Source organism: [Clostridium] symbiosum, from assembly GCA_036419695.1.
Classification (GTDB): domain Bacteria; phylum Bacillota; class Clostridia; order Lachnospirales; family Lachnospiraceae; genus Otoolea; species Otoolea symbiosa_A.
The window spans coordinates 3,965,352-3,990,845 of sequence record CP143946.1; the positions used below are offsets into that span (position 1 = coordinate 3,965,352).

The window sequence follows — 25,494 nt, forward strand, 5'->3', positions numbered from 1 at the left end:
CTAATGGATAAACAGATATACAAATTGCCGCTCTACACGCTTGCCTCAGGACTTATCATCAGAATTATCTTCTATTTTGTAGTACTGACTGCTGTCAGCCTGACCACAGAATGGTCCGTTTGGATGAGCAACGGCCTCCTTGCTGCCCATCTCGCCGTCTCCGCCGTTCTTTTTATTTTCATCGGACGGCGTCTTTGCAGGACTTATACCCGGCAGACGTGTTTCAGGGCTGCGTCCCTGCTCGTTGTTTACGCTGTCATCATTCTGGTTCTGGAACAGCTTATGCTGCACACCGGAGATTACGGCCAGATAAACCATTTACTTTATCTCCCTGTAGAAATGTTCACTCCCATTACCTCCGTTATGCTTCTGCTCTTCGGAAAATTTGTGCCGGGCTGGTTCTGCGCCGTCCCATCTCTGTTTGCCCCTTATCTTTTTGTATTCTTCAGCACGGACGTTCCAGACGGCGCTCCACCGGTTCCCGGCCATACCGATTATTAACACCAAAAACTATGTATCACTAAATTATAAGTTATCTTAGAAAGGCAGGAATATGGGAGAACTTGAAAAACTTCCGAATATCGGAAAAGAACTGGAACGCCAGTTGAACGAAGCGGGAGTCTTCACGCGGGAGGATTTGGAGCAATACGGTTCCAGAAATGCATGGCTGAAAATACAGGAAAATGACTCCTCGGCCTGTATACACAGGCTTCTTGCACTGGAAGGCGCTCTGCAGAGAGTGAAAAAGACTCTGCTCCCGCCGGAAATAAAAGCAGATCTGAAGGAATTTTATACCCGGAATAAGATAAAGCACACTCCGTGAACCTTTTCCTGGCAACCAATAAAAAAGATGAAACTGTTTAGCCGCCTGACTCCGCCGACTGTAATAAAACGTGGGGGAGGAACAGCTCTGCCCGGAGGCAGACGGCAAACATTTCATCTTTTTATATTATCCCATCAAAGCATACATGGTATACATACAATCTATACATTTTTTTTAAGAGCCGCAAGAATTACACATCCGACTGCGGAACCCGCAGCAACCGCCGCCAGATAGCCCAGCGGGTTTCCAATGGTGGGAAGCACGAAGATACCGCCGTGGGGGGCTCTCAGTGTGCATCCAAGGAGCATGGACAGGCCTCCGGCCACCGCCGAGCCTGCTATACAGGAAGGGATTACACGCAGGGGATCCTGTGCGGCAAAGGGAATGGCGCCTTCCGAAATAAAGGACAGACCCATAATATAGTTTACAAGTCCCGACTGACGTTCTTTATCCGTAAACTTCCTTTTGAAAAAAGTGGTTGCAAGGGCGATTGCCAGCGGAGGAACCATACCTCCCGCCATCACGGCGGCCATCACATCGAAATTGCCCTCCGCCAGCTGGGCCGTCCCGAACACGTAGGCCGCTTTGTTTACCGGTCCGCCCATATCTACCGACATCATTCCGCCGACCACCATTCCGAGAATCACTTTGCTGGTTCCGCCCATCCCGTTTAACAGGTGGGAAAGGCCGTCGTTGATTGCGCCGACAAAGGGATTGATAATGGTCGTAATCACGGCAACGAGGAGAATGCCGAGCACCGGGTAAAGCAGGATCGGCTTGATTCCGTCCAGTGATTTAGGCAGCCTGCTGAATACTTTTTTCAAAAGCAGGATGAGATAACCGCCGATAAAACCGGCCAGCAGCGCTCCCAGGAACCCGGCGTTTACATCTCCGCCCGCCGGGTTTGCAAACGTCATACCCATCTTGGCAACGAGACCGCCTACAAAACCAACGGCCAGACCCGGGCGGTCTGCAATGCTCATTGCGATAAATCCCGACAGGACGGGCAGCATCATTCCAAACGCCTGCTCACCCACCGTCTTTAAATAGGCGGCAAGCGGTGTATTTTTGCCAAAGTTCGCCGGATCAATGGAATAGTCGTCAAAAAGAAACGCGAGGGCAATCAGAATACCTCCGCCAATGACAAATGGCAGCATATGGGAAACACCGTTCATCAGATGTTTATAAATGCTTCTTCCCAGATTTTCCTTATCGGATGTTTCTTCGCCCCCGTTTCCTCCCTCTCCCGTATGGTGGTAAACGGGCACCTCTCCCGCTTCGAGCCTCTTAATCAGTTCTTCCGCTTTGTGGATACCGTCAGAAACGGGCGCAATAATAACCGGTTTTCCGTTGAAACGCGCCATTTCCACATTCTTGTCAGCCGCAATGATGATTCCGTCCGCGGACTCAATCTCTTCCTTTGTGAGATGATTTTGAATGCCGTCCGCTCCGTTTGTCTCCACCTTGACCGGATATCCCAGTTTTTCACCGGTTCTCTGAAGGTTTTCCGCTGCCATAAACGTATGGGCGATACCGGTCGGACAGGCTGTCACGGCGAGAATCCTGTACCCTGTGTCAGCCGGAGTTTTACCGCCTGCCCCGCGTTCCGCCGCAGGCTCCGCCTCCTGCGGCGTCTCCTCCTTTGCCGGGGCAAAGCGGTCTGCTTCCTTGTCATTAATCAGCTTGAGAAATTCATCTGCCGTCTTTGCCTTTACAAGCGAGTTCTTAAAATCCGGGTCCATCAAAACCATAGAGAGTTTTGAAAGAGCCTCCAGATGGGCGTCCGCTTCTCCATCCGGAGCCGCTATCATGAAAAGAAGGTTGACCGGACTGCCGTCAAATGAATCATAGTCCACGCCTTCCGGCACTACCATGGCCGCCAGTCCCGGTTCATTGACCGCCGCCACTTTTGCATGGGGAATTGCAATCCCGTCGCCGACCGCCGTGCTTCCCAGCGCCTCCCTTGCAAGAATGCCCTTCCTGTAACCTTCCCTGTCACTCAGTCTGCCGCTTTTATCCATCAAATTCACAAGATAATCAATTGCGGCCTCTTTCGAATCCACCCTGACCCCGAGAGCAATACTCTCTTTCTTCAATAAATCCGTAATCCTCATGTTGTCCTCCTGATTTGTCGTTCTGTCTCCCGATTACTCTTAAGTCCCGCCGGCATCTTATCCTCTGCCGGTTTTCTCTTTGATTTACTGCTCTCCCCTATGGTCTTTCGTTACCCCTTATCACATTTTATTAAAGTTTTTCCAGAATTTCTATAATATCCTTCCTGGTTGCAATCCCCTCGGAAAATGCCGTCGCGCTACCCGATGCGGTTCCCAGTTTCAGCGCATATCCGTAATCTCTTTTATCCAGATAGCCCGCAATAAAACCGGCCACCATGGAATCTCCGGCTCCTACGGAATTTTTTACTGTTCCCTTGGCCACACCCATCTTATGGACAGTTCCGTCTTCCGTAATCAAAATAGCCCCGTCTCCCGCCATGGAAATCAGGACATTGACCGCTCCCATCTCCTGTAGCTTCCCGGCATAGTGGATGATGTCCTCATCCGATTTGAGTTCCACATTAAACATCTCGCCTAGCTCGTGGTTATTTGGTTTAATCAGGAACGGATGATATTTGAGAACGTTGAGAAGTAAGTCCTTCGTTGCATCGACAACGATTCTGACTCCTTTTCCCTCCAGCCGCGCCATGATAATTTCATAGATTTTATCATCGATGGATTTCGGAATGCTGCCGGACAACACGAGAATATCCCCGCTCCCCAGCTTATCCAGCTTCTCAAACATCTTTTCCACGTCTTCTTCCGTGATTTTCGGGCCGATTCCATTGATCTCCGTCTCATTATCGGATTTCATCTTTACATTAATTCGTGACATCCCCTCTTTTACGCGGATAAAATCGCTGGCAAATCCAAGTGTCTTGACGCCGCGTTCGATCTCATCACCCGTGAATCCCGCTACAAACCCGAGCGCCGTGCTGGCATAACCCAATTCTTTTAAAACCGCCGATACATTGATCCCCTTGCCGCCATAGAAAATCTCTTCCGATACGGTCCTGTTCACCGTTCCCGTCGTAAAATGATCCACCTTAATCACGTAGTCCAACGCCGGATTAAATGTAACCGTGTAAATCATGCGTCATTCCTCCTTCTCCATATGAAATATATTTTCATCACTTAATCTCATAATAATACGGAATTTTCATTTCGTCAATATGTTTCACCATGAAATTTCATTTCTTTACCAATTTCATCATTATGCATAATTTACCCTGAAAAACAATTTTTTAAACATGGATTTTTTAGTCATTCTGCCCTGTCCTCTGTATTGCACCGAAACGTTAATTTTCCTTGAAACCGTCCTGTTTCCCGCGCATGGCCGCTTCACGCTGTGAATACACGCAGCCGCAGTAATTCTGCCGGTAAAGACGATACTCCTGTGACAGTTCAACGGAACGCCTGTAACCGTTCTTTTTCTTAAAATCGGAGTTTAAGAACTTCACTCCATATTCCTTTGCCGCCTCCTCGCCGATCCGGTTCAGCCTCTCCGCATTTTTCAGCGGGCTGATTGTGAGTGAGGTCGTAAACCAGTCGTACCCGCCTTCTTTTGCCAGTCTTGCCGCCTCAAAAAGCCGCATCCTGAAACAGATTCCGCAGCGTTCACCACCCTCCTTATCCTCCTCATGTCCCTTCACGGCCTGGAAAAATTCCTCCGGCCGGTAATCCCCGGCTATGAATTCCACCGGATGCTCCGCCGGCATCTCCCGGACCAGCCGTTCAATTTCCCCCAGCCTCTCCTCGTACTCCTCCGGCGGAAAAATATTCGGATTATAATAAAAAACAGTAATCCTGAAAAACTTCGACAAATACTCCAGTACATAGCTGCTGCACGGCGCACAGCAGCTGTGCAGGAACAGAGAAGGCACCTCCTTGTCCCTCTCCGCCTGTTTGATAGTCTTTTCCATCTCTATCTGATAATTTCTCTTATTTTCCATACAATCACCTTTCCCATTAAAAAAAGCAACCCCGCTAAAAGCTCCTTTGCGCATATATCCTAAGCGATATCACACAATCTGCTTTCAGCACACAGGCTGCTTAATTTATTTTACGATTTACAGGAAATCACGGATCCGTTTACTTCTGACCGGGTTTCTCAGTTTTCTGAGAGCCTTGGCCTCTATCTGCCTGATACGCTCACGGGTAACGTTAAATTCTTTACCCACTTCCTCCAGTGTTCTCGGGTGGCCGTCCTCCAGACCGAAGCGCAGAACGATTACCTGGCGCTCCCTCTCCTTCAGATCACCGAGCAGTGCATCAATATGCTCTCTCAGCATAACAGACTCCACGTTGCCCTCCGGAGTTACCACATTGCCGTCAGCCACGAAATCGCCCAGGTTGGAATCGTCTTCCTCTCCAATCGGGGTCTCCAGAGAAGCCGGTTCCCTGGCTATCTGCATGATCTCCATGACCTTGTCTTCCGTCATCTCAAGTGCTTCGGAAAGCTCTGCCACGGATGGTTCATAGCCCAGCTCCAGTGTCAGTTTTCTCTGCATCTTCGACATCTTATTAATCGTCTCAACCATATGCACGGGAACACGGATCGTTCTCGCCTGATCTGCCAGCGCTCTTGTGACAGACTGCCGAATCCACCAGGTAGCATATGTACTCAGCTTATATCCTTTTGTGTAATCAAATTTTTCAACACCCTTGATCAGGCCCAGATTTCCTTCCTGAACAAGATCCAGAAAGCTCATGCCTCTGCCGGTATAACGTTTCGCGATACTTACCACAAGCCTTAAATTGGCCTCAATTAAACGTTCCTTTGCATTGTCATCGCCCTCTGCCTTCCTCTTGGCAAGACGCAGTTCCTCATCAGCGCTTAAAAGCGGAACCGTACCTATCTCTTTCAGGTACATACGCACCGGATCCTCGGTACCAATCCCTTCCAGAAGATCAATGGCATCGAGATCAATCTCTTCCTCTTCGCTCTTCAGGAAGTCATCATCTGCATCGTCCAGAAGCAGAGCGTCATCTTCCGCCAGTATCGTTTCATCGATCACTTCAGGGATAATGTCAATATTATTGTTCTCCAGATAATTATAAATCTGTTCCATCTGTTCTGTTGACAGATTATCCCCGGCAAAAAAATTGTTAATCTCTGTGATGTCAAGTGCATTCTGCTTTGTTTTCGCCAGGTCGACAAGTCGTTTTAACTTCTCTAAAAAATTTTCTTTCTCCACGAATTAACGTCCTTTCGCCTAGAAGTTTTGTAAAATAGTGCTCGGCCTTTTATTATATACTAACCAAAATTTTTTTTCAACATATTTCTGAGCTTTTCTATTAGTTTTTCACAAAGCTTCGACAACAGACGACGCTTTGCGTCTGATTGATACCGCGCGGTTCATATTTTCTATCAGTGTTTCCGTCCTGCTGCCGCCATATTCCCCGTCCAGCGACCAGTCCACCGGTTCCGGTGATGTGACTTTCAGGCGTTTCGCGCGAAACTGGTATACGCAGTCATTTTCTCCCTCGCGCAGTATCAGATAGGAAGCAATGCTGGCAATATCCTTCGGCGTCCTGGGTTTCCTGACCAGAAGAACTTCGAATTCTCCGTCGTCCAATGCCACATTCAGACCTACCAGTCCTTTAAAACCACCGATACTGATTGTATTCGTGATCATTCCGATTATGAATTCGTCTTCCAGCGATCCGCCTTCCCACTCAAACTTCATTCTGTAGGCCTTCAGGTTTGTGACCCTCTTTACCGCTTCCAGCATGTAGGCCTGATGTCCCAGCAGATTTTTCGTCTCCTGCGGAGTTCTGTAAGAAACCTCGGTAAACGCTCCGAACGCTGCGACATAAACGAAATACTTCTCTTCCCCGAATTTACCTATATCCACGGCGATTGTGCTGCCGCTGACGGCATCCAATGCCGCCTTCTTCATGTTTTTGGAAATTCCAATGCTGGAGGCGTAATCGTTGGTGGAACCCGACGGGATGTAACCAATCACCGGCCTCTTCCCCGGCGGGAACGTCATGAGTCCCGATACGACCTCATTGAGCGTGCCGTCGCCGCCGCTGCATACCACAAGGTTCTTCCCCCTGGCGCAGCGCTTCACAACACGCATGGCATCGAGAGGCTCCTGGGTGACGTGAACCGTCACATCATATCCGCACTTTGTAAATATATCCAATATATCGAGCAGTTTGTTTCGTATCTGCTCTTTCCCCGATCTGGGATTGAACACGAAAATCATTTTTTTCATAGGTCTTCCCTCTCATTATTTCACATTAAAGCTTTTGTATACACTCCGAATGCATTTGGAAGGGGATATTTTGAAAATATTTCCTCTTTTTTCACCATTTTAAACAATTCTGGATGTTCTTTTGCAATTTTTACACGATATCCCGTCATATGCCACTCCACATGGGAAAAAACGTGGACCGAATCGGGAAGTTTTTCAACGGACAGAATTTCCTCCGCCGGAAGTCCCAGCCCGTCTTTCAGCTGCTCCTTAAGCTCTCCCGCCTCTGCATGTCCCGGGATGTTGGGAAATTCATAGAGTGACGCCAGAAGTCCCTTGCTGCTCCTCTTACGGATAGCCGCCCGGCCCTCCCATTCCAGAAGAAATACCGTCTTATCTTCAATTCTTCTCGGCTTCTTGGGAGCCTTAACGGGAATGATCTCCGTCAGCCCCTCTCTCCGTGCCAGGCAGATTGAATGAAGCGGGCACTCTGTACAAAGCGGCTTTCCGGCCGGGAGACAGACAATTGCCCCCAGCTCGATCAGCGCCTGGTTATAATCCCCGGCCCTCTCCCGGTCCATGTTTTCCCTGATTAAATCTTCAAACCGCTTTTTTGTGCCGGCTTTTCCGATATCTTCCCTGTCAGCCAGAAGTCTTGACAGCACCCGCAGGACATTCCCGTCCACAGCCGGTTCCGGAATACCAAAAGCAATAGAGGCAATCGCTCCGGCCGTATAGCTTCCTATACCTGGGAGCTTTATCAGTTTTTCATAGGAGTCCGGCATCACCGCTCCATATTCTTCCACAATAACCTGGGCCGCCTTTTTCAGATTCCTGGCCCTGTTATAATATCCAAGCCCTTCCCACAGCTTCAGAAGCGTCTGCTCCTCCACCTGGGCCAGGCTCTTTATATCGGGCAGCGCCTCCATAAAACGGGCAAAATACGGTTTAACCGCCTCTACCCTGGTCTGCTGCAGCATAATCTCAGAAATCCACACCCGGTACGCTTCCGGTTCCTCCCTCCAGGGCAGAATCCGTCTGTTACGATCATACCAGTAAAGCAACGGCCCCGATGCGGCCCTGAGCCTCTCCGCCTCCTTAAGCGGGCTATCTTCCCGCTCCAGCGTTTTTAATTTACCATATAAATATTCCATAAGTTCCTCATAACCGCCGCCCAAAACAGCGGACGGTGCAGTTTAACAGGTAGCTATTTCTTCAGTCCCGGCCCATAACCTGCCCGTGGGGAAGGAGGGAGAAAAAGATTCCGTAGGGAACCTGGGAGTTCATCGGCACTTACCGAGGTCTTTTCGAGGTTAGTGTCCGCTATGTACTCGAAAGAGCGCGAGCGTTTCCCGCAGGAACTTTTTCTGCCCGGATTCCCCACCCGCGACAACCTATAGCCCGGGACTGAAGACTCACTACCTCACCTCACCATTCCGCCCCCGGCCGTCCCGGCGGCGTTCTCATTCCTCAACTACACATACCCATAAATCCCCCGAACCGAAACCTCACCCGAGATAACCTGGTGCACGGCTCCGTCCTCTGTCTTCACCAACAGCTCACCCGCCTCATTAATTCCGAGCGCGGTGCCCACATATTCATTCCCCGGCGCCAGCACGCGGACCGAACGGTTTACATTGGCCAAGTGGCTGTTGTACGCCTCAAGAAGTCCCGCCATGTTGCCGGATTCCATAAACAGCGCATAGTATTTTTCATATGCCTCCATCACGGCGCCTATCAGTTCGCTCCTCTTTACGGTCTTTCCGGTCTGCATCAGGATTGATGTTGCCACCTCCCTGATCTCCTCCGGAAATTCTTCCATATTGGCATTGATTCCAATTCCTGTTACCACATAGTTGATACATTCCAGCTCCGTGCTCATCTCCGTCAGAATGCCGCAGAGCTTCTTGCCGCCCGCTACAATGTCATTGGGCCATTTGATCTCTGTCTCCAGGCCGCAGGTCTTTTTAATTCCCTCGGAAACGGCCATAGCAGACACCAGTGTCAGCATCGATGCGGAAGACGGGTGCAGTTCCGGCCGGATCATAAGGCTCATCCAGACCCCCACGCCGCGCGGTGATGTCCACATCTTTCCTCTGCGTCCCTTACCCATATTCTGGTAATCGGCGACCGCCAGAGTCCCATGGGGAGCGCCCTCCTCCGCAGCCATCTTGGCCGCCGTGTTCGTAGAACCTGTCTCATCAAAATAGAGGACATTCCTGCCCGCCCACTCGGTATTCATACTGCTCTCAAGTTCCGCACGGCTTAAAATATCTCCGGCCGTTTTGAGCCTGTATCCTTTATTCCTCACAGCCTCAATCAGGTATCCCTCCGATTCAAGCTGTTTAATCACTTTCCATACCGCAGTCCTGGAAACATCAAATTTCTCGCAGATTTCCTGGCCGGAGATATATCCGTCCGCCTCTTTTAACATCCTTAAAACTTCTGTCTTCACGTCTTATTACCCCCACCAGATTGTAAGTGCGCTTATCACGCATAAAAGGAACAGTGCAACTCCCGCTGCCATAAGCGCTGCGCCTGCAATTCTCTTTTTCTTTTTTCCTCTGTTGTTGTGGAAACGTTCATAGCCGCTCACAAGGTTCAGCAGCGATGCCAGAAGAAAGATAGCCGGGAACAGAATCCTGTTCTCATCCGGGTTAAGAAAAGCAAGTACGGCCAGAATGACAATCAGAATCCCCACCACAACATGGAGCGTGTCTAAAACAAAAGAGGAAACTCTGCCAGTTCTCTTTTTTTCCTGTAATACCATCGTTTTTCTCTCCTTTAATCCCTCTTATTTTACATAAATACCGCCCACTTGTCAAAAAGATATGAAAACCCGGCGCCGATTCAGTTACTGTTCACATCCCAGCTAAAAGCAGCTGTGCTGCAAACAATAACACGCGCCGTGTAACTCGGGATTTTCACGCAAAATACGCGCAAAAACGCCTCGCGGGACATTACCTGTGAACAGTAACCCGATTCATTCATATACGGTAAGTCTTCCGTCGGATTTAAGAAGAGCTTTGTGGATTTCCCTCACCAGCTCATCCGTTTTGTAGACACGGTATCTTGTAATTTTCAGTGACGTCGCCAGTTCCTCCAGGATTCCCAGGTACATATCTTTGTAATTCCATTCCTCTTTGAGCTTCATTCTGACCGCCAGTTCGGGAAATACATTCTCCGTGTAAAACCGGTAACCGTCCAGATAGGAGAGGGTTTCCTCATCCAGAACTGAACTCAGATAAACCTTAAGCAGTTCCAGCTCCGACATCATTCTGTCAAAATAATACGGTTCCTCATAAGGGGCATAGATATAATATCTCCGCCCGTCCAGCCCATAGAGAAGGCGCGACGCCTCCAGATAGCCGAGGGCCATATTCTTCCGGCTCCGTTTGCTGTCGAATTCCAGGACGCCTCCCAGCTCTTCCCTGGGTGCAATATGGTAAATATTGGTTTCCTCCGGAATCTTAATCTTTTTCTCCCGGTCATAGCCAATCCCGTAAATCCGGATGACGATAATATCCTGGTAGCCCCGGTCAATCAGCACATCCAGGGGAACATTATTAAATCCGCCGCCGTCCGTGTAGAGCTTTCCTCCCAGCTTCTCTGTCTTAAAGACCGGAAAATAGGCGCTGGCCAAAAGAATCTCTTCAATCTTGCCGTCCGGCATGGATTTTACATCCACATTAAGCAATTTCATATCAGAAACGGAGAACGTCGTGGCAAAGAGTTCACAGGCGGAATTCCTGATTTTCTCCTCGTCCACGGTCTCATGGAGGAGTTTTTTCAGGGGTGTGATGTCGATGCCGCGATCCTTTATAAGCTTTTTAATTTCCTCCGCCGCTTCCTGCAGGGTTCCCATGCCCGGATTAAAATCCATGACCGTGGAATAATTGATGTTATGCCAGATATCTTCCGCCTTTTCCGGATCATCCATGCATATTAAGGCTCCGTTGAGCGCTCCGACGGAGACTCCCGATACACCCTTTATCCTGATTCCGGCCTCCCTGAGGGCCCGCCAGGCTCCAATCTGAAAGGAGCCCTTGGCTCCGCCGCCCTCCAGCACAAGGCCGTATTCCCTGGACAAATCCAGTTTAATCTTATCCTGCCCCAGGTTTACCTTTCTGACCATCCTGCGCCTTGCGCCCGATGTTTTCTGTTCATTCTCCATCATTACCACCTTTAAAACGTTGAAAGGCACGCCCCGCAGACCGCCGCCGGCAATGAGCAGCACGTTAACTGAACGTTCCATTGCCAATCAATAAAGGAAAAACCGGATTTCCTCAAGCAATTCTGACTGCTTCGGACTAATCCGGTTTTTTCTTAAGCGGTGAATAACCTGCAAAGCCTGCTCTTCATCGGGTTCTTTTTGATAAATGCCTATTTTGCACCGGCATTGTCATCTTTCGCTCCGACTTCCACAAGGGATTTTACAAGACCTGCAATTCCCTGAATCTCCGACGGAATAATGATTTTCGTTGCCTTGCCGTCTGCGGCCTTTGCAAATGCCTCCAGGCTCTTAATCTGGAGAACTGCGCTGTCGGCGCCGGCCTCTTTTATGAAACGGATACCATCCGCATTCGCCTGCTGGATCTTCTGGATTGCCTCCGCCTGGCCTTCGGCCTCACGGATCCTCTTCTCCTTCTCGGCTTCCGCACGGAGAATAGCTGATGCCTTCTCAGCCTCGGCTTCCAGGATAGCCGATGCTTTCTTACCTTCCGCTACAAGGATTGCCGACTTCTTCTCACCTTCCGCACGGAGGATTACCTCACGGCGCTCACGCTCTGCCTTCATCTGTTTCTCCATCGCATCCTGGATGGCAGCCGGCGGAATGATGTTCTTAAGCTCCACACGGTTTACCTTGATGCCCCACGGGTCGGTGGCAACGTCAAGGGCGGAACGCATCTTTGTGTTGATTGTCTCTCGGGAGGTCAGGGTCTGGTCAAGTTCCAGATCACCGATGATGTTTCTCAGTGTAGTGGCAGTCAGGTTCTCGATTGCCATAATCGGATTCTCCACGCCGTATGCAAACAGCTTCGGATCCGTAATCTGGAAGAAGACAACCGTATCAATCTTCATCGTAACATTATCTTTTGTGATAACAGGCTGCGGTGCGAAATCCACTACCTGCTCTTTCAGAATTACTCTCTTGGCCACACGGTCAATGAAAGGAACCTTGAAATGAACTCCTACCGACCATGTATCCAAATACGCGCCTAAACGCTCCACAACAAGTGCCTGTGCCTGCGGTACGATTCTGATACATGATGAAAGTACCAGCAGAACGATAATCGCAATAACGACAAAACTTATAAATGCTCCCATTCTATTTCTCCTCCTCGATTCTGCTCACGATCAGTTTCACTCCGTTGACCGCGTCTATCTTTACCATAGTCCCTTCTTTAATCGGCCTGCCGTCGGTTGAACGCGCCGTCCATTCCTGACCCGAAATGACTGCGGCTCCGGTGGCCAGATCATTGTCCACATCCGCCGTAATTCTGGCTTTCTTCCCGATAAGGCTCTCCACATTCGTCTTAACCGTCTTCTTGTTGACAAACTTCAGTGCAAAAGGCCTGGTAAAAAAAAGCAATGCACAGGAAACAATGAAAAACGCTGCAAACTGAATGCTTTGTCCCGCTCCGAGCAGCGCCAGTAAAAAAGCGACTATTGCTCCTCCGGCAAACCAGATAGTCGTAAGCGCCATCGTTGCGGCCTCGATTCCTATCAGAACCACAAATGCCGCCAGCCAGATTATCCATGCCATACTTATCTCTCCTTTCAAAGGAAATACGTTATTGTCCACACCTTTGCCTGAAAACGGTTGTGCCTGTAAAAACACCTCGCGGAATACTGCCTGTGTGAACGGTAACAGAAATACTCCTTGATACTATTATATTATTTTTTCAGACATTTATCAATATATGGCTGAATATTCTAAACTTACATTTTTATTACTCATTTCTAAACTATAAACAAATTTTTTATTAAATTTTTAATTTCTTCTCTGCCTGGCGGCCTCGAACATGAGAACAGAAGCTGCAACTGCCGCATTTAGGGATTCCACCTTTCCCGCCATGGGTATCTTAACATAGCAGTCCGCCATTGCCGCCGTCTCTTCCGTGAGGCCATTGGCCTCATTTCCAATCAGAAAGCCCGTGTCTTTGCGGTAATCCTCATCCTCGTAATTGCCGGTTCCCTTCAAATGGGCGGCATAGAGACGGATTCCCTTTGATTTAATCAACACGAGGGCCTTTTCCAAATCGTCCACATAGACAAACGGTACCCGGTAAATGGATCCCATCGTGGAGCGTATCACTTTTGGATTGTAGATATCGGCCGTCGCGCTGTTCATCACGACTCCGGTGATGCCGGCGCCTTCCCCGGCCCTCAGGATTGTGCCCAGATTGCCCGGATCCTGGATCGTCTCAAGAATCATCAGATGGGCCGCATTTCCCCTCTCCTCTCCGCCCCTTTCCAGGACTTCTTCAAGGGTATGGTAAAACTGCTCCGCAACGGCCAGAATCCCCTGGGGAGTCTGCGTATCCGACATGTATTTCATCACATCGTCGGATACCTCCTCATAATGGATTCCTCTTAAAAGCGCAGCCGCCTTCTCACCGTGCTGGCGCAGAAAGCTCTCCGACACATAGGTTTCCTTTAACTTTTCCTTTGGAAGCTCGGAAAACATCTTTGCTCCCTCCACGATAAACAGCCCCTGTTCCCTCCGGGCCTTCGCCTTTTTAACAAGCGAAGACACCGCCCTTACGTGGTTATTTCCCGTACTTGTAATCATTTGTATCCTCCGTGGCATCAGGATTCACAGCTTTAAAACAGGCCGGACTCTGTTTTATTATCCTATTATGCCTCAATCTGCTCCAGTTCATCCAGCCAGAGCCTGCTGCTGGCATCACTCGGCATCCTCAGATCACCTCTCGGTGAAACTGCGGCGGAACCCACCTTCGGGCCGTCCGGGAGGCAGGAGCGTTTAAACTGCTGGTTAAAGAATCTGCGGTAAAATACCTTCAGCCATTTTAAAATCGTTTCTTTATCATATGTCCCGTCAAACGCCTTAAGAGCCAGACGGTAAATTTTTCCGGGATGATATCCGTAACGCAGAATATAGTACAGATAGAAATCATGAAGCTCGTACGGCCCCACCAGATCTTCCGTCTTCTGGGCTATCTCCCCGTCCTTCTGGGGAGGCAGAAGTTCCGGGCTGACCGGGGTGTCAAGCACATCCAGCAACACGTCCCCAAGCTCCTTTTCCCCGCAGGTATCAGCATAATAGCGCACCAGATGACGAACCAGCGTTTTGGGAACGGAACTGTTCACACCGTACATGGACATGTGGTCACCATTGTAGGTTGCCCAGCCGAGAGCCAGCTCCGACATATCACCGGTTCCGATTACCATGCCGTTATACTGGTTTGCCAGATCCATCAGCACCTGGGTGCGTTCCCTGGCCTGGGAATTTTCATAGGTCACATCGTGCACCGAACCGTCATGGCCGATATCTCTGAAATGAGTGGTCACGGCTTCCTTAATATCCACTTCCAGCAGCGTAGCGCCCAGTTTTTTCGTCAGGCAGCAGGCATTATTGTAGGTTCTGTCCGTCGTGCCAAAGCACGGCATCGTGACCGAGATGATATTTTCCCTCGGAAGACCCAGCAGATCAAAGGCCCTGGCCGTGACAAGCAGTGCAAGCGTGGAATCCAGACCGCCGGAGATGCCAATTACGGCGCACTTACAGTTAGTATGTTTCAGACGTTTTTTCAGCCCCATTGCCTGGATGGAGAGAATTTCCTCACACCGTTTGTTCCTGCTTTCCTCACCATGAGGCACAAATGGCGACGGATCAATCTCGCGCTCCGTTTCACGATCGTCTTCCTGTAAATTAAAGTCAATAAAAACGTAATTCTCACGCCCCTCCGTCTGATAAGTCGTCATCCTGCGGCGTTCGCACTCCAGGCGTTCCAGATCGAGGTCGGCGTAAATCGTTTCATTCTCAAAACGGCGTGATTCGGCCAGCATTGTGCCGTTTTCCGCAATAATATTCTGTCCTCCGAAAACGAGATCCTGGGTGGATTCACCCTCGCCCGCGTTAGCATATACATAGCCGCAGAGGAGCCTTGCCGACTGGCCTGAAATGAGGCTTCTCCTGTAATCACTCTTCCCCGTCGTCTCATCGCTGGCGGAGCAGTTGACAATCACCGTGGCTCCTGCAGCCGCATGGGCAATGCTCGGCGGATTCAAAACCCAGACATCCTCACAAATCTCGGCTCCAATCACCAGATTTTCCACATTCGTACAGTTAAATAAGATCCTGCTTCCCATGACGACATAGCCGTCTTTCCAGGGAACCGCTACCGGCTTTACAAATCCCGGGTTAAAATAGCGCATCTCATAAAATTCCGAATAATTCGGCAGAGACATCTTCGTGACAAAGCCTAAGAGCTCTCCATCCTGGATGGCAGCCGCCGTATTATAAAGCTTATTATTATATTCCCAGGGAACGCCTACAAAAACGAGCATATCGCTTCCTGCCGTAAAATCCACCAGCTTTTCAAGCTCTGCCTTCGCCTTTGAGAGCAGCGGTTTCTGGTTAAACAACTCCCCGCAGGTATAACCGGTCAGCACCAGCTCAGGAAACACCATAATCTTGGCTCCCCGCTCTCTGCCCTCTTCAATCCTGGCACAAATCTGCTCTCTGTTAAATTCTACATCCGCTACCTTCACTTCCGGTGTTGACGCCGCAACACGGATAAATCCGTCTTTCATATCGCTTATCTCCTTTGCAGGTTCCGATCAATTTTTCTATATTATTTGAAGCATAAACATTCTTTATTCTAAATAAATTGGCAGTAAATGTCAAATTTCTTTTGAGATTCGGACATTTCGCTGGGGGATTATTTTAATGGGGTGGGGGTGAGTCTTCAGTCCCGGGCGGAAGGTTGTCGCGGGTGGGGAATCCGGGCAGAAAAAGTTCCTGCGGGAAACGCTTGCGCTCTTTGGAGTACATAGCGGACACTAACCTCGTGAAAAACCTCGGTAAGTGCCGATGAACTCCCAGGTTCCCTCCGGAATCTTTTTGGTTACTGTTCACTCCGTGCCCAGCAATACGCTTCGCGATGCACAGAAACGGTAAAAACCACCGTTTCGCGCCGCAGCCCTCGGGTTTTCTGTGACTTACGCTACGCTGCACTCACAAAAAACACCTCGCGGAATACAACCTGTTCACAGTAACATACTCTTTCCATTTCTCCCCATATTGCCGGGACTGAAGACGCGAAGGGTGTCGCTATTCCGTAAAATAGCCTGCGGCGCTGATTTGTTCCGACACTTCAAAGGGGGACGCTATTGTCGCAGCCACTACTTTCCCTCACTTGATGAAAGAGACAATCAGCCTCTGACGATGACGGCCGGGGCGGCTGCCTTCCCGGTCTTCAGGCCCGCCGATAACCTCCCTGGGGAAGGAGGGAGAAAACTTTCCGAAGGGGACATTGGAATCCGCCGGTGCTTGCTGAGGTTTCTCACGAAGCTAGCATCCGCTGTGCATTCCACAAGCGGGAGCGGGTCCCCGTAGGAATTTTTTCTCCCGGATTCCCCCCACGACTCCCATCCAGCCGGGACTGAAGACTCATAAACAACCTTCCACTCCCCCGGCCTTCATCTTCCAGAAGCGTCCTCGCCCCTCAACTAACTTCCCCCTTATTTTCCCCCGGCAGCATCCATTTTCCCCATTTCATATACATAATATCCATCAGGATCGTTGTCACCCAGGTCAGCGGATAGCACCAGAGTACGGCCTCATAGCTCGGCAGGACCGGGATTACCAGCTTTATGTAAATCATTCTCAGGACGCACATATTTCCAACGGAAATCAGCATTGTTTCCATGGATTTTCCCGCACCGCGCATTACGCCCATCAGAATCTGGTGGACGGCCAGTACCACATAGAATCCTACCAGGATCCGCATGGTTACCATTCCGTACTGGATGACGCCGGGATCGGATGAGAATATGGACAGGATGCGTTCCGATTCGAAGAACAGAAGCACCGAAAGCAGGGCGGACACGGCCGCGCAGATGATGATGCCCTGTTTGATTCCCTCCCGGATGCGTTCCGGTTTCCTTGCGCCGATATTCTGGCCTGTAAATGTCGTGGCTGCCATACAGAAGCTCTGCATCGGCAGTACCACGAATCCGTCTACCTTATTGTAGGCTCCGAATCCGGCCATGACCGCGGCTCCGAAGACATTGACATTAGCCTGGACTACAACATTTGAAAGTGAAATAATCGACTGCTGGATTCCGCTTGGAATTCCGATTTTAAGAATCCGTTTCATCATCCGTTTGTCGACTCTGATTTTTTTAATTTCCAGTCGGTAAATATCTTTTGTTCTCATCAGGGCGGACATGACAAGAATTGCCGAAACAAGCTGGGAAATAATCGTCGCCCAGGCCACGCCGTCCACGCCCATGTGGAAACCGGCAACAAAAAGAATATCAAGGACAATGTTGACCACGGAAGAAATGCACAGATAATAAAGAGGACGCCTGGAATCTCCCACAGCCTGCAGGATACCGGCCCCCATGTTGTATAAAAGGTTAAAAAGGGAACCCAGAAAATAAATCCGGAAATAGAGGACGGAAGGGCCAAAGACCTCCTCGGGCGTTCTCATCCACCCCAGAATCAGCGGTGAGCAGGCAATTCCCGCAACGCTGAGCAGCAGGCCGCCGATAATACTCAGGGCAATGGACGTATGGACCGCCCATCCCATTTTCTCTTCACTGCGCGCCCCGTAATACTGGGAAATAATAACGCCTGCCCCGACCGCGATTCCCATAAACATACCGATAATCAGCGTGATAATCGGTGTGCTGGAACCGACTGCCGCCAACGCCTCCCGGCCGATAAACTGCCCCACAACGATGGAATCCACCGTATTGTAAAGCTGCTGGAACAGATTGCCAATTAACAACGGAATTGAAAAGAGTACAAGCTGTTTCCAGATAACGCCCTCTGTCATCAGAATGCTGCCACTCTTTTTCCCCTGCTTCGTATCCACTTTTTTTCCCTCCCATAATAATTGCTCTGGCAACTATTCAGTATATTCATAATTGCCGCTTAAATTTCGTTTCTGTTCATACCCCTGCCAGCTCCCGGACCACCTCTCCTGCAATCAGAAGGCCTGCAACAGGAGGCACAAAGGCAATGCTGCCCGGCACAAAACGGCGGGAACTGTTCTCCGGTATCTCTTCCCTGATAAGCCGCTCTTCCAGCTCTTCATCCGGTTTCACCGGCTTCTCCGTGGAAAACAGTACCTTGAGGTTAGTAATTCCCCTGTCCTTCAGTTCTTTTCTCATCACCCTGCTGAGAGGGCAGACCGAGGTCTCGGAAATATCGGCAATCCGGAACATTTCCGGATGCAGCTTGTTGCCCGTTCCCATAGATGAAATAATTGGGATCCCCTCTTCCTTTGCATATTCCGCCAGCGACAGCTTCGCGGTCACGGTATCAATGGCATCCACAATATAGTCAACCTTTCCCGCTTTTCGGAAAATTTCTTTAATATTATCCGTCAGGACAAAAGTTTCAAAGGTCATCACCTCGGTGGAGGGGCAGATCTCCCCTATTATCTTCTCCATCACCTTTGTTTTTTTCATTCCCACCGTGCTGTGGTACGCCACGCACTGCCGGTTGATATTACTCTCCGTGACATCGTCGTTATCTATCAGGATCAGCCGTCCCACCCCGCTTCTGGCCAGCGCCTCCGCACAGTGGGAACCCACTCCTCCAATGCCGAAAACCATCACGGCGGCGTTTTTAAGACTGCTCATCCCGACGTTTCCAAGAATCAGTTCGGTTCTTATAAATTCACGTCTCTCATTTCCATCCATACCATAAACCTCTTAATTTTTTAAATATCTGCCTCATTCTAAATATCTGTCTCAACGCAGCCGGACGGCGGCCGGGATGTATGGCGCCGGTAAGCTTCACCGGGCCGCCGTGTTTATTCCATCGGGGCGTGATAAAACTTACCGTAAAACTGCTCCGTTTTGAACACATTGATAATTACATGGGGATCCACTTCCCTCATCAGCCTGATAATGTCGTCCACCTCATAAGAGGAGATAACCGTATGAAGCACATACATTTTCTTTCTGCTGTATCCGCCCACGGCCTCCACGCAGGAAATTCCGTGCTGGCAGACTTTGATATAGGCATCCATCATTTCGTCCGCCTTCTCCGTCGTAATCTGCAGAGTCACCCGGTCGTATCTGTGATGGAACGTCGAAATTGTCTTTGTGGAAATAAACTGGAACAGAATGGAGTAAGCCGCATTCATCCAGCCAAACAGCATGCCGAATATGCAGTAGAGCACACAGTTCCCGATAAAAACCTGCCCCCAGATGGAACGCCCTGTCTTATTGGAGACATAGAGGGCGATAAAGTCGGTTCCTCCCGAGGATGCATTACCCTTCAGCGCAATGACGATGGAAATCCCCATCAGGAATCCTCCGAAAATCACGTTCAGCACGGGATCGTCAAACAGCGGCTCAAAGTGCAGAAACTGCAGGAATCCACTTGTTAAAAATACCTGGAACAGGGAAAATGCCGTAAATCTCACGCTGATGCTGCGGCTGCAGATAAAAGCCACCGGAATATTGATGGCCAGCATGCCTAACGACGTGGGGAAACTTCTTCCAAATGTAGAAGTCAGCATATCGATCAGGATGGCAATTCCGGTAAAACCTCCCGACAGCAGCTCCGCAGGTCTGATAAATGCCTGTATGACAAAAGCCTGCAGAATTGCCGAGATAAGGACGGCCAAAAATGTTATCAGATTTCTGACGGCTTTTCTCTTCTGCATTTGTACGGCCTTATCCTTAATTTCCTGCGCCCGCTTTGCAATCTCTCCCGGCTCGGCCTGCAGGGCGTCATCCGGCTGGATTTGTTCCTGCCCGGAACCTTCTGCCGTGGTTTTCTCAGTTCCGGCCTCCTGATTCGAGGTGTTCTCCTGCCCGGTCTCTTTATCCTCAGGCCGCGTATCCTCCGCTCCCTCCTTCCTCACAGCTTCTCCCTGCGCTTTCTTCTTTTCAGACGGCGCCGCGCCGTCACCTTTTTTATTTAAATTATCATCTGGAACTTCCTGTCTGTTCTTATCCGTGTTTCCGGAACTCATAGTTTACCTCCTTAGGGAAATTACCGGGACCTGACGGTCCGGCAGTATATCCTGTCATGATATTTGAAAAAGGGCAAACGCACATCACCGTGTGCTGTTATGCCCTGCCTGCTGCGGATAGTTTAAGTAATATGCATATTATGCCCGACAACATCTATTAAAAATTCAATCTGAAATCATAAATCACGAACTCTTTTACGTCTCCCACAATAAAACCGGAAGTAATATAGGAGAACGATCAGAAAAAAGGCTCTGGATTTCCAAAAAAGGAAATGCATACCGTTATTTCCAATTCTAATGGCTGCGCATATATTTGTCAAATGTTGGAGAAGATTCTCTTTAACAGAGCCGCTCTCCTAATAACTAAAAAAAAGGAACCGCCTTTCCCCCACAGAAGGCAGTTCCTCCGGTCACGTTCACTAACCGTTACATCAAATAGTTTGTTGCTTATGTAAATATAACATTTTGTGCTGCTTTTGTCAATAAAATCCTGTCAAATTGCACAATTCTTTTTCCCTCCCAGGGGTCAGTGTTTTGCAATAAGTCAAAAAACAGTTTTCCTTCGGACGGACATTTTATATTATATTTGCTTTTTTCCGAAATATTCACTCATATTTTTCAGAAATTTACACATACTTTCCATTATTCAAAAAATTCATTTGTATTATTCAGGATGAGAGGAGCTATTTTAATGAAAATCTCAGATAAACTGGAAACGAATATGCAGCGCTTTGAAAAGCTGCTGCGTCCGGATATTAACTTCGACGTGGTATACCGTGTCATCCGCGTGGGAGGCCGGAATGCCTGTATTTATTTTATAGACGGCTTTACCAAGGACGACACCCTTCTGCGTATCCTGCAGTCTTTCGGCAGTATCAAGCCGGAGGCCATGCCGGACAACGCCCACGAATTTTCCAAGCTGTACCTGCCTTACGGTGAGATTGGACTGGAGACGGATGAAGATATCCTGATCACCCAGCTACTCTCCGGCGTTCCCTGCATGCTGATCGACGGTTACGAAAAGGCATTTACCATCGACTGCCGCACTTATCCTTCCAGGGGCGTCAGCGAGCCTGAAAAGGACAAGGTGCTCCGTGGTTCCCGGGACGGCTTTGTCGAGACGCTCGTATTTAATACGGCATTGATCCGACGCAGGATCCGGGATCCGAAAATGCGAGTGGAGATTATGAATGCCGGTGAAAGTTCCCACACCGACATTGCCATCTGCTATATGGACGGCCGGGTGGACGATAACCTGCTTTCTACAATCAAGGGACGCATCTCACGTCTTCACGTCGATGCCCTCACAATGAACCAGGAGAGTCTGGCCGAATGTATTTACCCTCATAAATGGTACAATCCGTTTCCGAAATTCCGTTTCTCCGAGCGGCCCGACACAGCGGCGGCTTCCATCCTGGAAGGCAATATCATTATCCTGGTGGACAACTCCCCGTCCGCGATGATACTGCCCTCCTCCATCTTTGATATTATCGAGGAGGCCGACGATTACTATTTCCCGCCTATCACGGGAACTTATCTGCGTCTGTCCCGGATGCTGATTTTCCTTTTGACGCTGTTTTTAACGCCTCTATGGCTCCTCTTGATGCAGAATCCGGCGTGGATTCCCGAATGGCTCGCCTTTATCCGGGTGTCGGACGATGTGCATGTGGCGCTGATATTTCAGCTTCTGATTCTGGAATTCGCCATTGACGGCCTTCGCCTGGCCGCCGTCAACACGCCCAGCATGCTGACGACTCCTCTGAGCGTTATCGCCGGTATTGTCCTCGGAGAATACTCGGTTAAATCGGGATGGTTCAACAGTGAGACCATGCTTTATATGGCATTTGTCACCATAGCCAACTATTCACAGACCAGCTTTGAACTGGGTTATGCCCTGAAATTCATGAGGGTGATGCTCCTTATTCTGACTGCCGTCTTCAATCTGTGGGGATTTATTGCCGGAACCGTAATCAGTATACTCTGCCTCGTATTCAATAAGACGATTGCAGGCAAAAGCTATATTTACCCGCTTATTCCATTCAGCTTCAGCGAACTTAAAAAGCGGCTGGTCCGCAACCGGCTGCCACATGAAGAAAAAAGCAGCTCATCCAAATAATGAAACGTTACGTGATTACCCTGTACAGCTCCGTAAGCGCCTCCTCATAGTGCTCCGTGCCAACCGCGGCGCAGGACAGGAGAATCCTTGGAAGTCCCTTTTCCTTCCCCGCCTCCGGCGCCACGGCCCGGACGGCGATTCCGGCCTGGGCAGCCTGTTCCGCTATCTGTTCCGATGTAAGCTCCGTGCGCAGTTCCGCCAGAACCAGAAATCCCGCCTCGCCCAAATGGGGGATTGCCCTGCTGCCGAATATCCTTCCGATATCTTCGCAGAGCTTTTTCGCCTTTGCCGTATACAATTTCCTGGTTTTCCGGATCTGGCTTTCCAGATGCCCGTCCCTGATAAACTGGCAGAGCGCTATCTGTTCCGCCTTGGATGCCGTCTGGTTGTAATAACGCCCCCGCTCCTTATAATGCTTTAAAAGCTCCGGCGGCAGCACCATGAAGCTCATTCGGATGGACGGAAGCAGCAGCTTCGAAAACGTACCCAGATACACGACGCTGCGGCCGCCCGACAGCCCCTGTAGGGACGGGGTGGGCCTGTTGTAGTACCTGAATTCGCTGTTATAGTCGTCCTCGATGATCAGGATATCCCGCTCAAATGCCTCTTTTATCAGCTCCATCCGTTCCGAGATATGCATCACCTCGCCCCAGACCGTCATCTGGGACGGCGTGAGGTAGCAGATGCTGCCCGGCTCGGCCCCGCCGTTTTCCGCGGCGGTTCTGATATCTTCGGTCCTGAATTCAAAGTCCTCGAAGATGGTGCGTCCCTGCCTGAACCCCGGGTTGTAGAAATAGGCCGTCTTTCTTTCCTTCACCATGGGGCAGAGGATGTGGAGCAGGCTCTGGACACCGGCTCCCACCACGATGTGGTCGGGCGTGCAGATTACATTGCGATGGCGTCCCAGGTAACTGCAGATAGCTTCCCTCAGCTCCAGTTCCCCCTGGGGCTCGCCGTACGACAGAAGCCGCTCGTCCTGCCTCAGAGAACTCTTAATATACCTCCGCCACAGATCGAACTGGAAACTGTCCCGATCCACGTTGGAGGATGCAAAATCATACCGTATCTCAGGCTCTTTCTTCTTTACTCCACTGCTTTCCCACTCTTTCCCACGCTCCGAGTTGAGCAGTTCGGTTACGTAATATCCGCTCTGCGGCCGTGATATGATATATCCTTCCGCGGCTAACAGCATATACGCCGTCTCAACCGTGGTCCTGGAAAGCTGAAGCTGCATCGAACATTTCCGGATGGAGGGAAGTTTGGAACCCGGCTCCATTTTGCCGGAGCAGATTAAATCTCTATAATAATTATAAACTCTCAGGTAACGGCTCTGGCCCGGATCGTTTAAGTCGAGTTTCATGTTTCCTCCTATTTTATCAGCTCTTCCTGCGCTCCGCCAGTTCCTTCATCTCTCTCGCATTCTGCCGCACGGCCTCGGTGATCTCGGCGCCTCCGAGAAGCCTGGCCAGTTCCTCTGTCATCTGTTCGCGGTTCAGCGGCCGGATCGTGGTCGTCGTCCTTCCCTCTTCCACTGCCTTTCTGATTTCAAAATGACTGTCCGCCATGGCGGCAATCTGCGGCAAGTGGGTGATGCAGATGACCTGGTGGCTCCTCGCGATGACCCCCAGCTTCTCCGATACCATCTGCGCCGTCCGTCCGCTGATGCCGGCGTCGATCTCGTCGAAAATCAGGGTTGGGATATCATCCGTTTCCGCCAGCACCGTCTTCACGGCCAGCATGATACGGGAAAGCTCACCGCCGGAAGCGACCATGCCGAGAGGCCTCACCGGCTCGCCCGGGTTGGTGGAAATCATAAATTCCGCTTCATCGTATCCGGCCGCAGTATAATGGCCCAGCTTCCTGAATTCCATAGAAAACTTCACATCCAGGAAATTCAGCTCTTTTAAGCTGTCCTCGATCTTCTCCGTAAGCTCCGCGGCGATTTTCCGTCTCAGCTTCGACAGATCGGCCGACATCTTCTCCAGTTCCTTTTCCGTCTCTTTCAGAGCCTTTTCCGTCTGCACGCGGAGCAGGTCGTAATGTTCCAGTTCTTCCAGACGCTGCTTCTTCTCTTCCAGGCTCTTTAACACGTCCTCTATGGTTTTCCCGTATTTGTTTTCCAGGTTCCGTATCAGATCCAGGCGTTCTTCCACCTCACTGAACGCCTCACCGTCAAATGTCATCTCCTCCATATGGGCGGAGATTTCCCTTGTCAGGTCACTGAGCAGCGAATCCACGTCGTAAAGCTGGTCACGGATACTGCGGATTCCCTCATCGTACTGAAGGGCATCCTCCACAGCCCTGAGCGCCTTTGACACGCCGTCCGCGCTCACCGCCTCATGGGCCATGGCAAGGCTCTCCGTAATCTTCCTGGCGTTGGCAAAACGGCGGTACACCGACTGGCACTCCTCCTCTTCCCCGGGCTTTAACGCCGCATTCTCGATCTCGTCGATCTCAAAACGGCAGAAATCCATCTCCCGCAGCCTCTGTTCCTGATCCAGGTTCATGGATTCCAGCTTTTTCCTAAGCTCTATGTACTCACGGTATTTCTCCGCTATATTCTGTTTTAAACCGGCGGCCCGGGATTTTCCGTATTCATCGAGAATTTCCAGATGTCTGGCGTGATAGAGCAGAGACTGGTGCTCATGCTGTCCGTGAATATCAATCAGCAGGCCGGTTATCTCCCTCAGCCGGGCCGAGGTCACCGTCTCGCCGTTGATCTTGCTGATGCTTCTGGCCGGCATGATCTTCTTAGAAATGATTATAAGACTGTCGTCGTCCGGAATTACGTCCAGACGCTCAAGTTCCTTCCGTTTTTTTTCATTGGTCACGGAAAAGACCAGTTCCACATAGGCGCTGTCGCAGCCCTGGCGTATCAGATCCCTGGACGCTTTTGCCCCCAGAGCTACGTTGACCGAGCCTATAATTACGGATTTGCCGGCTCCCGTTTCGCCGGTCAGTATATTGAGCCCGTCATCGAATTCCACCTCGGCGGAATCGATGAGGGCCAGATTTTTAACATGCAGATGAAACAGCATCCCATCACCCCTTATCCGTTACAGTTCAGCCTGCGGCCAAACTGCAACAAAATACAACTTTGCCGAACTAT

The 25,494-nt window shown here is 50.1% G+C and carries 21 protein-coding genes; 3 read left to right on the forward strand and 18 right to left on the reverse strand.

Annotated features, from left to right (window positions below):
* Positions 1–3: 3 nt before the first annotated feature.
* Together V3C10_17910 and V3C10_17915 are read left to right on the forward strand one after the other, a co-directional pair.
* Entirely contained in the window at positions 4–501 is a 498-nt protein-coding gene (locus V3C10_17910) for a hypothetical protein (GenBank protein WVP61167.1), read from the forward strand.
* A 52-nt stretch (positions 502–553) separates the two neighbouring features.
* Positions 554–823 carry a TfoX/Sxy family protein gene (locus tag V3C10_17915; protein WVP61168.1) on the forward strand — a complete coding sequence of 90 codons (270 nt, stop codon included), beginning with the start codon at positions 554–556 and terminating at the stop codon, positions 821–823.
* Between the two features lie 161 nt (positions 824–984).
* Here the strand turns inward: V3C10_17915 and V3C10_17920 are convergent, their stop codons facing one another.
* The 16 genes from V3C10_17920 to V3C10_17995 all read right to left on the reverse strand — a co-directional run bounded on the left by V3C10_17920 (position 985) and on the right by V3C10_17995 (position 19,957).
* On the reverse strand, positions 985–2,937 hold the full coding sequence (locus V3C10_17920; GenBank protein WVP61169.1) for a fructose-specific PTS transporter subunit EIIC: 1,953 nt from the start codon (positions 2,935–2,937) through the stop codon (positions 985–987).
* 130 nt (positions 2,938–3,067) lie between these two features.
* On the reverse strand, positions 3,068–3,970 hold the full coding sequence (gene pfkB, locus V3C10_17925; GenBank protein WVP61170.1) for a 1-phosphofructokinase: 903 nt from the start codon (positions 3,968–3,970) through the stop codon (positions 3,068–3,070).
* Between the two features lie 205 nt (positions 3,971–4,175).
* Positions 4,176–4,829, reverse strand: coding sequence for an epoxyqueuosine reductase QueH (locus V3C10_17930; protein WVP61171.1), 654 nt, complete (start codon positions 4,827–4,829; stop codon positions 4,176–4,178).
* Between the two features lie 117 nt (positions 4,830–4,946).
* The gene (rpoD, locus tag V3C10_17935) at positions 4,947–6,074 is read right to left on the reverse strand and encodes an RNA polymerase sigma factor RpoD (GenBank protein WVP61172.1); all 1,128 of its coding nucleotides are present in this window, start codon (positions 6,072–6,074) and stop codon (positions 4,947–4,949) included.
* Positions 6,075–6,182: 108 nt separating this feature from the next.
* Entirely contained in the window at positions 6,183–7,100 is a 918-nt protein-coding gene (locus V3C10_17940; GenBank protein ID WVP61173.1) for a YegS/Rv2252/BmrU family lipid kinase, read from the reverse strand.
* Between the two features lie 20 nt (positions 7,101–7,120).
* Positions 7,121–8,233, reverse strand: a complete 1,113-nt coding sequence (gene mutY / locus V3C10_17945) for an A/G-specific adenine glycosylase (GenBank protein ID WVP61174.1) — start codon at positions 8,231–8,233, stop codon at positions 7,121–7,123.
* A 320-nt stretch (positions 8,234–8,553) separates the two neighbouring features.
* A complete protein-coding gene (locus V3C10_17950; protein ID WVP61175.1) occupies positions 8,554–9,534 on the reverse strand; it encodes a biotin--[acetyl-CoA-carboxylase] ligase in 981 nt (326 codons plus the stop codon).
* A gap of 6 nt (positions 9,535–9,540) precedes the next feature.
* A complete protein-coding gene (locus V3C10_17955) occupies positions 9,541–9,849 on the reverse strand; it encodes a DUF6637 family protein (GenBank protein ID WVP61176.1) in 309 nt (102 codons plus the stop codon).
* 213 nt (positions 9,850–10,062) lie between these two features.
* Positions 10,063–11,214, reverse strand: a complete 1,152-nt coding sequence (locus tag V3C10_17960; protein WVP64653.1) for a patatin-like phospholipase family protein — start codon at positions 11,212–11,214, stop codon at positions 10,063–10,065.
* 248 nt (positions 11,215–11,462) lie between these two features.
* Positions 11,463–12,407 (reverse strand): SPFH domain-containing protein, encoded by a 945-nt coding sequence (locus V3C10_17965; GenBank protein ID WVP61177.1) that lies wholly within the window; start codon positions 12,405–12,407, stop codon positions 11,463–11,465.
* 1 nt (position 12,408) lies between these two features.
* Positions 12,409–12,846 (reverse strand): NfeD family protein, encoded by a 438-nt coding sequence (locus V3C10_17970; GenBank protein ID WVP61178.1) that lies wholly within the window; start codon positions 12,844–12,846, stop codon positions 12,409–12,411.
* 228 nt (positions 12,847–13,074) lie between these two features.
* Positions 13,075–13,875, reverse strand: a complete 801-nt coding sequence (locus V3C10_17975) for an RNA methyltransferase (GenBank protein WVP61179.1) — start codon at positions 13,873–13,875, stop codon at positions 13,075–13,077.
* A 65-nt stretch (positions 13,876–13,940) separates the two neighbouring features.
* On the reverse strand, positions 13,941–15,860 hold the full coding sequence (locus V3C10_17980) for an NAD(+) synthase (GenBank protein WVP61180.1): 1,920 nt from the start codon (positions 15,858–15,860) through the stop codon (positions 13,941–13,943).
* Positions 15,861–16,774: 914 nt separating this feature from the next.
* A complete protein-coding gene (locus V3C10_17985) occupies positions 16,775–18,112 on the reverse strand; it encodes an MATE family efflux transporter (protein WVP64654.1) in 1,338 nt (445 codons plus the stop codon).
* Positions 18,113–18,227: 115 nt separating this feature from the next.
* Positions 18,228–18,983, reverse strand: a complete 756-nt coding sequence (locus V3C10_17990) for a tRNA threonylcarbamoyladenosine dehydratase (GenBank protein WVP61181.1) — start codon at positions 18,981–18,983, stop codon at positions 18,228–18,230.
* A gap of 113 nt (positions 18,984–19,096) precedes the next feature.
* Positions 19,097–19,957 (reverse strand): YitT family protein, encoded by an 861-nt coding sequence (locus V3C10_17995; protein ID WVP64655.1) that lies wholly within the window; start codon positions 19,955–19,957, stop codon positions 19,097–19,099.
* Positions 19,958–20,960: 1,003 nt separating this feature from the next.
* Between V3C10_17995 and V3C10_18000 the strand changes: the two genes are divergently transcribed.
* Complete coding sequence (locus V3C10_18000; GenBank protein WVP61182.1) at positions 20,961–22,385, forward strand: spore germination protein; 1,425 nt, start codon at positions 20,961–20,963, stop codon at positions 22,383–22,385.
* A gap of 7 nt (positions 22,386–22,392) precedes the next feature.
* Here the strand turns inward: V3C10_18000 and V3C10_18005 are convergent, their stop codons facing one another.
* Both V3C10_18005 and recN read right to left on the reverse strand, forming a co-directional pair.
* The gene (locus V3C10_18005; protein ID WVP61183.1) at positions 22,393–23,745 is read right to left on the reverse strand and encodes a PLP-dependent aminotransferase family protein; all 1,353 of its coding nucleotides are present in this window, start codon (positions 23,743–23,745) and stop codon (positions 22,393–22,395) included.
* A 16-nt stretch (positions 23,746–23,761) separates the two neighbouring features.
* Positions 23,762–25,423 carry a DNA repair protein RecN gene (gene recN / locus V3C10_18010; protein ID WVP61184.1) on the reverse strand — a complete coding sequence of 554 codons (1,662 nt, stop codon included), beginning with the start codon at positions 25,421–25,423 and terminating at the stop codon, positions 23,762–23,764.
* Between the last annotated feature and the right edge of the window lie 71 nt (positions 25,424–25,494).

Coding starts and splice junctions, on each gene's coding strand:
- V3C10_17910 (WVP61167.1), top strand. CDS start 4: ATGGATAAACAGATATACAAATTGCCGCTCTACACGCTTGCCTCAGGA.
- V3C10_17915 (WVP61168.1), top strand. CDS start 554: ATGGGAGAACTTGAAAAACTTCCGAATATCGGAAAAGAACTGGAACGC.
- V3C10_17920 (WVP61169.1), bottom strand. CDS start 2,937: ATGAGGATTACGGATTTATTGAAGAAAGAGAGTATTGCTCTCGGGGTC.
- pfkB (WVP61170.1), bottom strand. CDS start 3,970: ATGATTTACACGGTTACATTTAATCCGGCGTTGGACTACGTGATTAAG.
- V3C10_17930 (WVP61171.1), bottom strand. CDS start 4,829: ATGGAAAATAAGAGAAATTATCAGATAGAGATGGAAAAGACTATCAAA.
- V3C10_17940 (WVP61173.1), bottom strand. CDS start 7,100: ATGAAAAAAATGATTTTCGTGTTCAATCCCAGATCGGGGAAAGAGCAG.
- mutY (WVP61174.1), bottom strand. CDS start 8,233: ATGGAATATTTATATGGTAAATTAAAAACGCTGGAGCGGGAAGATAGC.
- V3C10_17955 (WVP61176.1), bottom strand. CDS start 9,849: ATGGTATTACAGGAAAAAAAGAGAACTGGCAGAGTTTCCTCTTTTGTT.
- V3C10_17960 (WVP64653.1), bottom strand. CDS start 11,214: ATGGTCAGAAAGGTAAACCTGGGGCAGGATAAGATTAAACTGGATTTG.
- V3C10_17965 (WVP61177.1), bottom strand. CDS start 12,407: ATGGGAGCATTTATAAGTTTTGTCGTTATTGCGATTATCGTTCTGCTG.
- V3C10_17970 (WVP61178.1), bottom strand. CDS start 12,846: ATGGCATGGATAATCTGGCTGGCGGCATTTGTGGTTCTGATAGGAATC.
- V3C10_17975 (WVP61179.1), bottom strand. CDS start 13,875: ATGATTACAAGTACGGGAAATAACCACGTAAGGGCGGTGTCTTCGCTT.
- V3C10_17980 (WVP61180.1), bottom strand. CDS start 15,860: ATGAAAGACGGATTTATCCGTGTTGCGGCGTCAACACCGGAAGTGAAG.
- V3C10_17985 (WVP64654.1), bottom strand. CDS start 18,112: ATGACAGAGGGCGTTATCTGGAAACAGCTTGTACTCTTTTCAATTCCG.
- V3C10_17990 (WVP61181.1), bottom strand. CDS start 18,983: ATGGATGGAAATGAGAGACGTGAATTTATAAGAACCGAACTGATTCTT.
- V3C10_17995 (WVP64655.1), bottom strand. CDS start 19,957: ATGCAGAAGAGAAAAGCCGTCAGAAATCTGATAACATTTTTGGCCGTC.
- V3C10_18000 (WVP61182.1), top strand. CDS start 20,961: ATGAAAATCTCAGATAAACTGGAAACGAATATGCAGCGCTTTGAAAAG.
- V3C10_18005 (WVP61183.1), bottom strand. CDS start 23,745: ATGAAACTCGACTTAAACGATCCGGGCCAGAGCCGTTACCTGAGAGTT.
- recN (WVP61184.1), bottom strand. CDS start 25,423: ATGCTGTTTCATCTGCATGTTAAAAATCTGGCCCTCATCGATTCCGCC.